Raw genomic sequence first — 7,444 nt, 5'->3', positions numbered from 1 at the left:
GCACCGGGTCGGCTTTGTAGAGCAGGGCCATGGGCATTTCCTCCTGTAAACGAAGATTGCCAGCATGCCCGAATGGCAGAGCAGGATCTGTCGAAAGGGCCGGGGCAAAGGGGTGGTGCCGGGTTGTATAGGGCAGGTCCTGGCAGATTCCATGGTTTGAAGGATTCTGCCGTTTGCCGGGGTGAAAACAGTCGATCCGAATTTCTCAGGGCCCAAGTTCGGCGTAGAGCATTGTGTCGAAGGCTTAACCTGAAGCACATCGCAGCCGCCTCCCGGTTGCCGGGCTCACTTATGGGAGATGCCATGAACAGCAAAGTCGAAGAAACCCCTTATCTGCTCCAGCAGCGTGATCAGTTCGTACCGCGTGGCTTGGTCACTGCCCATCCGCTGGTCGTCGATCGGGCCCAGGGCGCCGAACTGTGGGACGTGGACGGCAGGCGCTACCTGGACTTCGTCGGCGGTATCGGTGTGATGAACATCGGTCACAATCATCCGAAGGTGGTCGCGGCGGTACAGGCGCAGATGCAGAAGGTCACCCACGCCTGCTTCCAGGTGGTGTCCTATCAGCCCTATCTCGATCTGGTACAACGCTTGTGCGAGTTGGTCGCGGGCTCCAGTGGCATTGCGCACAAGGCGGCACTGTTCACCTCGGGTGCAGAGGCTGTGGAGAATGCGGTGAAGATTGCCCGCGCCCATACCAAGCGCCCGGCGGTCATCTCCTTTCGTGGCGGTTTTCATGGCCGTACCTTGCTCGGTACGACCCTGACCGGCATGAGCCAGCCCTATAAGCAAAACTTCGGCATGGCGCCCGAGGTTTTCCACACGCCGTATCCGAATGCCTATCGCGGTTTCACCAGCGAGATGGCACTGCAAGCCCTCAACGAGTTGTTTGCCACCCAGGTCTCGCCAGACCGCGTAGCCGCGATCATCATCGAGCCGGTGCAGGGCGACGGCGGTTTCCTTTCCGCGCCGGTCGAATTCCTCCAGGCGCTGCGAGCACTGACCGAGCAACATGGCATCGTGCTGATTCTCGATGAAGTCCAGACCGGCTTCGGTCGCACCGGCACCTGGTTCGGTTTCCAGCACGCCGGGATTCAGCCGGATCTGGTTACCGTGGCCAAGAGCCTGGCCGCTGGCTTGCCGATCTCAGGCGTGGTTGGCCGAGCGGAAATCATGGACGCGCCGGCCCCCGGCGGGCTCGGCGGTACCTACGGCGGTAACGCGCTGGCTTGCGCGGCGGCGTTGGCGGTGATCGACACCTACGAGCAGGAACAGTTGTTGGCGCGCGGCGACAAGCTGGGCGAACGTCTGCGTCAGGGCCTGCTGCGCCTGCAGGAGCGCAACCCACAGCAGATCGGTGACGTACGCGGCACCGGCCTTATGCTGGCGATCGAGCTGGTCAAGGACGATGCGGCCCGCAGCCCCGATCCAGAGCTGAATCAGAAGCTGATCGATGAGGCCCGCAACGGCGGTCTGCTGGTGATCAAATGTGGTGTGTACCGCAACGTGTTGCGTTTCCTCGCGCCTCTGGTCACCGAAGAAGCGCAGATCGATGAAGCCCTGGAAATTCTCGAGGCAGCCCTGGCACGTGTGTTGAGTTGAGCCAAGTTTTCGATCGGCGCGCACTGTTCGCGCCGATCGAGGAGGTTTTGGAGCATGGCTCGATGAAGAGCATCAGAGGAGGCTACACACCATGGATCTGACTGATTATCGTGCGCTGCTGATCGACTGTGATGAAGTCCTGGTCGATCGGGATACCGGCGTCTGGACGGCCTTGCAGCCGTTGCTGGAAAACCGTTCCGGCATGTTGGGACGGGAAGAGGTGCTGAGCGAGTTCAACGAGGCAATACGTGCGCTCTATCCGCGTTTCTCCGAACTGGGTTTCAGCGGCTTGCTGTGCTTCGCCCATCGCCAATTGGCCGAGCGCCTGGGGCTCAAGGTCAGTTGGGAGGAGGGGATGACCTTCGCCCGTTCGGTACGCAACTGGTCGCTGTTCGAAGACGCGCCCGGCGCCATGCTGTATCTGCGCAAGTTCTATCGGTTGCTGGTGCATGGCGACCGCGATGCCGAGGATCGTGAGGCGCTCTGTGAGCGCTTGGGAATCATGCCCGAGGATTTGCTTTCGCCGGCCAGCAAGCCCTTGGAAGACCGCGCCTGGTTGCTCGCCAACGAGCTCAAGGCCAAAGAAATATTGCAGGTGTCGAGGTATCCTGCCGAGCCGCCCGTATCGGCAGGCTTGTGCCTGATTCGTCGTGACCACGGCCGCTATACTCAGCCATGTCCGGCGGACTGTTGCATCAATAGCATGGCCGACCTGGTTGCTCAGCATCAGCTGTCTTTGCGGCGATGAGTTTGCTAAAAGACTGCCTACGAATAGCGATCGAGAGGTACGCAATGGAAGGTTTAGTCAAGCTGGACCGAATCGACATTAATATTCTGGTCGAGCTGCAAAAAGACGGTCGCATCACCAACGTCAAACTGGCCGATGCGGTCGGCCTATCGGCCAGTCCCTGCCTGCAGCGGGTCAAGCGGCTCGAATCGGCCGGGTATATTTCCGGCTATAAAGCCCATCTCAACCTGGCCAAGATCACCGACTCGGTGACGGTATTCACCGAGATCACCCTCCACGACCACAAGCGCGAGGACTTCGCCAAGTTCGAGTCCAATATCCGCTTGGTCGATGAAGTGCTCGAGTGCCATTTGATCAGCGGCGGCTACGATTACCTGCTGCGCTTCATGACTAGCAGCATTCAGCATTATCAGGCGGTGATGGAAGGCCTCTTGGACAAGAATATTGGCATCTCCAAGTACTTCAGCTACATCGTCATCAAGTCGCCTGTGCTGAAAGATGGAATCCCGCTGCGCAAGCTGTTGCGTCATTGATCAATCCGCTGCATGTCGATCGATCCCCGCAGCAATACACCAATTTGTCCGCTGGCAATGGAACCGAACACCTTGGCTGTGCGCCCTGGCTGGCGCCTACTAGTAGCCTGAAGCTATGGTGGAATGGCTCAGAGCAGAGTCAGAAAATGCAACGCAGCGGCCTCTTCTAGCAGCAGTCATGCGGCGTGCCTCGCCGGGCTGCTACAGTTGCAAGCAGGCCGAGCCGTCGGCTGCTTTGACACCGCCAGCCGCTTTAGCGGCAACCGTCCGGAGTGACGCCGTCCATGATCGAAACCCCCAGCCGCAAATGCCAGTTGGCGCTGATCGTGGGCATGCTCCTGCTGATCTGGCTGTGGGCCGCGATCAAGCCCTTGAGTCGCGAGGACTGGTTGCTGGAAAACCTGCTGGTGTTCTTTTTCGCCGGCTTGTTGCTCGCGACCTATCGGCGCTTTGCCTTTTCCCTGACGGCCTATTGGCTGTTCGCCCTGTTCATGGCCATGCACCTGTACGGCTCCCATTACACCTACTCGGAAACGCCCCTGGGCTTCTGGTTTCAGGAGGCCCTTGCGCTGGACCGCAACCACTACGACCGGCTGGTGCACTTCTCCTTTGGCTTGCTGCTGGTCTACCCGCTGCGGGAATTACTCCAGCGTTCGGCCGGGCTCAGCGGCAGGTGGCTGGCGATCCTCAGTCTCGCGCTGGTGATGGCCCTGAGTGCGCTCTACGAACAGGTGGAGATGCTCGCGGCCGTGCTGGTCAGCCCGGAGCTGGGCTCGGCCTTCCTGGGCACCCAGGGCGACGAATGGGATGCCCAGAAAGATTCCGGGCTGGCCATGCTGGGTGCCTTGAGCCTGTTGCTGCTGCTCGCGCTGGGGCAATCGCAAGACTCGTCCAACCGGCGTTGAAACGGTCAGCGTTTTAGCCCGTACTGCATGCCAGTCTTGACCATTTCGAAGAACATCAGCAGCGCCGCGCCGTAGGCAAAAGCCGCTAGCCACTGCTCGATAGAGGCAGGCTGAAAAGCAAACACCCGAGCAAGCGGCGTGATGGCGGTCACCAGCAGCAACATCGCCAGAGTGCCGGCGAGTACCCATTTGCCAACCCGGGATAGTCCCAGCAGCATCGATCTCCAACCGTGTTCGGGGGAGCGGTTGGCGAGAATCAGCCCGGTATTGGCCACCACCAGGGTGATGAAGGCCAAGCCACGGGCCACATCCTGGGCCATGCCATTGGCCAGTCCGCTGTGATACAGGACCACCACCACAATGCTGACGCCGAGACCCTGGAGCATGCCCAGCGCGATGTGGCGCATGCTCACCAGCGGTTCGTGCTGCGCGCGTGGCGGCTGACGCATTGGCTCGCCACGGCCATTCTCGGCCTCGAACACGATCGAACAGGCCGGGTTGATCAGCAGCTCGAGAAAGGCGATATGAATCGGCGCCAGCAGCAGGGGCAGCCCCAGCAGGACGGGCATGAGGCTCAAGCCGATGATCGGCATATGCACGGCGATGGTGTAGATCAGTGCCTGGCGCAGGTTGGCAAAGATTTTCCGGCCGCGCCGGATGGCCGCAACTATGGCGCTGAAATCGTCGTCGAGCAGCACCAGCGCGGCCGCTTCACGCGCCACATCGGTGCCGCGCTTGCCCATGGCGATGCCGATATGGGCGGCCTTGAGCGCTGGCGCATCGTTGACGCCGTCGCCGGTCATTGCCACCACCTCTCCACTGGCCTTGAGGCTTTCCACCAGTGCCAGCTTTTGCTGCGGGCTGACCCGGGCAAACACGCTGGTTGAGCGCAGGCAGTCGGTCAGTTGGCTGGCATCCATCGCGGTCAGGTCGCTGCCGCTGCACACCCGCGTGCTGACGATACCGGCTGCGGCGGCAATCGCCCGGGCCGTGCGCGGATGATCGCCGGTGATCATCACCAGGCGGATACCGGCACGCTGACACTCGGCGATGGCAGCAGGCACGTCGTCGCGCAGCGGGTCGGCCAGCCCGAGCAGGCCGATGAACTGCAAGGCAAAGTCATGCTGAATGGCCGGCCATTGCCGGCCGGGTGGATGGCGCGCCTTGGCCACACCGAGTACCCGCAGGCCGCGTTCGGCTAGCCGTTCGGCCTGTTCCAGCACCTGCTGGCATTCGCTTGGCGACAGGTGGCAGAGGTCGACAATCGCCTCGGGCGCGCCCTTGGTGGCGACGAACGCCGGTTCGGCGGCATGTTCCTGCCACAGGTGCGACATCGCCAATTGTGCCGGTGACAGTTCGTATTCGCGCACCAGCAGCCAATCCGGGTGCAGGTGTTCGGTATTGGCCAGGTAGTCATGGGCGAAGCGGTGAAAGGCTTGTTCCATCGGGTCGTGCGGTTCGATTTCGCTGGCCAGCACCGCGTATTCGAGCAGCTCATGGAACTTCTCCGGCAGCCCATCGCTGGTCAACGTATTGACCTCGAGCACCTCGCCGTCGACGTACAGGGCCGCCACCTGCATGCGGTTGTGCGTCAGCGTGCCGGTTTTGTCCACGCATAGCACGCTGGTTTCTCCCAGGGTTTCGATGCTGCTCAGGCGTCGCGTAAGGACCTGATGGCGGGCGATTCGGCGCGCGCCAAGAGCCAGAAAGACGATCATGATCACCGGCAGTTCCTGCGGCAGGATGCCCATGGCCAGGGTGATGCCGGCCAATAACGCCTCCAGCCAGCCGCCGCGCAGCAGTTGATAGAGCAGTGTCAGCAGCACGCACAAGCCGGCACCGATCAACGCCAGGCGCTGGGTTAGGCGGGCGATCTCTGCCTGCAGCGGGGCCGACTGCAGGGAGATGTCCTGCAATGACTGGCCGATATGGCCGATCTGGGTGGCTTTGCCGGTGGCGCCGACCCGCATCAAGCCTTGCCCGCGAACCACCAGGGTGCCGGCGAAAACCTCGCTGCCATCGGCAAATTTGGCTACCGCCGCGGATTCGCCGGTGAGCATCGATTCATCCACCGCCAGTTCGTGCGCCTGCAGGAGCAAGCCGTCGGCGGGTACGCGATCGCCTTCGGCGAGCATCAGTATGTCCTCGCGCACCACGTCGCGCCCGGCGATGCGCGTAGGCTTGCCGTCGCGGATAACCAGCGCTCTGGGGCTTGAAAGGTCGCGCAGCGACTCCAGGGCGCGCTCGGTATGGCGCTCCTGGAGCACCGTGATGGCGATGATAACCAGCACGAAACCGAGCAGGATCAACGCCTCACGCGGGTCGCCCATGCTCAGGTAAATCGCCCCGGCACCCAGCAATAGCAGGAACATCGGCTCACGCAGCACGCTAATGGCGATGCTGAGCAGGTTGCGGCGCTGATCGGTGCCCAACTCGTTGGGGCCTTCGGCACTGAGGCGAGCGGCGGCTTGATGCTGGCTCAGGCCGCAAGGCAGTTCAATACTCATCGGTTCCCCTGGATGTGGGTTGTCGCGCCATTCGCTGGACCCGTTCGGCAACGGATCTGCGGCCCTGCCAAGGCGCTTGCAGATTCAGCGCCACGCGCTGCTGTATTTGCAATTATGGACAAACCGCCAAATCGGTGGATAATCCGCAGGTCTCGACTTCTCTGCCGGCCCTCTCGAACACTATGCGCAAACCGCTGCGAATTGCCTTGATCTGGATGCTGATGCTCGCCCTCCCGGCGCAGAGCATGGCGGCGATCGGCATGCAGTTGTGCGCAGTGGTCAATCAGGCTGGGGCGGTCAGTCAGGAAAACCAGCAGACGGCCGCGCATCATCCCGGTGCTGTGGCCATGGTTCATCACGGCGCTGCCGGTGCCGAGCATGGAGAGCCGCTAGCCAGTTCTGCCGACGCCACGCAACCGAGTGACAACCGCATGTGCAGCCTGTGCGCCTTCTGCGTCGGTGCGGTTGCATTGAGCAGCGTGGTGGTCGGTAATCCTCCGCTGCCAACAGTCGAGCCGCCCCTGGCACGCCCGCAGCGCTTGCTCGGTATGGTTGCCGACACCCCCGAACGTCCCCCTCGTTTTCTTCTCGCCTAAGCCAAACCGCGCCTGCAGCCGTGCAATAACGGCTGAGCGGCGCTTTTAGCTCATTCGCGGTCTTCGCCTGTCATGTGCGGGCGTGTCCGTTCTCTGCGAGAACATCCGATTATGCGTTTTCTATTTGCCGTTCGGCCGAGGCTTGTGTGCCTGGCCTTGCTGGCTGTGCCCGCGGGCGTCTGGGCCGAGTTGGCCGACCCGCTGGATGCTGAGGCCGCCACGCCGGCCCTGAACTATCAATCACCGCTGAGCGCCTATCAGGGGCTGGCCGACGAACCGCCGCAGGATTGGCGCGAGGCCAATGATCTGGTCGGTCGCATCGGCGGCTGGCGCACCTATGCGCAGGAGCCCTGGGAACAGCCGGCTGCTGCGGATGCGCCGAGCGAGCCCAGCCCACACAGCCAGCATGGCAATCACTGAGGATGCGTATGAACGGATTTATACGGGTGCGTCAGCTGGGGCTGTGCGCCGGGTTACTGCTGCTGGCCGGTTGCGCCAGTTTTTCCCGGGATGGCGGTTTTGCCGTGGTCGAACAGGCCGCCGAGCAGCAGCT

General features: G+C 62.2%; 7 protein-coding genes. 6 read left to right on the top strand and 1 reads right to left on the bottom strand.

The window, feature by feature from the left end; translation table 11 throughout:
* Nucleotides 1–303 precede the first annotated feature (303 nt).
* The 4 genes from gabT to ABZE94_RS18635 all read left to right on the top strand — a co-directional run bounded on the left by gabT (nucleotide 304) and on the right by ABZE94_RS18635 (nucleotide 3,788).
* Nucleotides 304–1,602 (top strand): 4-aminobutyrate--2-oxoglutarate transaminase, encoded by a 1,299-nt coding sequence (gene gabT / locus ABZE94_RS18650; protein ID WP_372877300.1) that lies wholly within the window; start codon nucleotides 304–306, stop codon nucleotides 1,600–1,602.
* Nucleotides 1,603–1,693: 91 nt separating this feature from the next.
* Nucleotides 1,694–2,350, top strand: coding sequence for an HAD family hydrolase (locus ABZE94_RS18645; protein WP_372877298.1), 657 nt, complete (start codon nucleotides 1,694–1,696; stop codon nucleotides 2,348–2,350).
* 44 nt (nucleotides 2,351–2,394) lie between these two features.
* Complete coding sequence (locus ABZE94_RS18640) at nucleotides 2,395–2,883, top strand: Lrp/AsnC family transcriptional regulator (RefSeq protein WP_372877296.1); 489 nt, start codon at nucleotides 2,395–2,397, stop codon at nucleotides 2,881–2,883.
* Nucleotides 2,884–3,167: 284 nt separating this feature from the next.
* Nucleotides 3,168–3,788 carry a DUF2238 domain-containing protein gene (locus tag ABZE94_RS18635; protein ID WP_372877294.1) on the top strand — a complete coding sequence of 207 codons (621 nt, stop codon included), beginning with the start codon at nucleotides 3,168–3,170 and terminating at the stop codon, nucleotides 3,786–3,788.
* 5 nt (nucleotides 3,789–3,793) lie between these two features.
* On the opposite strand, the gene ABZE94_RS18630 is transcribed toward ABZE94_RS18635, so the two are convergent.
* Complete coding sequence (locus tag ABZE94_RS18630) at nucleotides 3,794–6,295, bottom strand: cation-translocating P-type ATPase (protein ID WP_372877292.1); 2,502 nt, start codon at nucleotides 6,293–6,295, stop codon at nucleotides 3,794–3,796.
* A 182-nt stretch (nucleotides 6,296–6,477) separates the two neighbouring features.
* On the opposite strand from ABZE94_RS18630, the gene ABZE94_RS18625 reads away from it, so the two are divergent.
* Nucleotides 6,478–6,891, top strand: a complete 414-nt coding sequence (locus tag ABZE94_RS18625; RefSeq protein WP_372877290.1) for a hypothetical protein — start codon at nucleotides 6,478–6,480, stop codon at nucleotides 6,889–6,891.
* Between the two features lie 165 nt (nucleotides 6,892–7,056).
* On the top strand, nucleotides 7,057–7,311 hold the full coding sequence (locus tag ABZE94_RS18620) for a hypothetical protein (RefSeq protein WP_372877302.1): 255 nt from the start codon (nucleotides 7,057–7,059) through the stop codon (nucleotides 7,309–7,311).
* Nucleotides 7,312–7,444 lie beyond the last annotated feature (133 nt).

This window comes from Pseudomonas sp. (assembly GCF_041601375.1).
Taxonomy (GTDB): Bacteria; Pseudomonadota; Gammaproteobacteria; order Pseudomonadales; family Pseudomonadaceae; genus Aquipseudomonas.
Note: the sequence above shows the minus strand (reverse complement) of the source record. Positions and strands in the feature narration are given on the sequence as shown.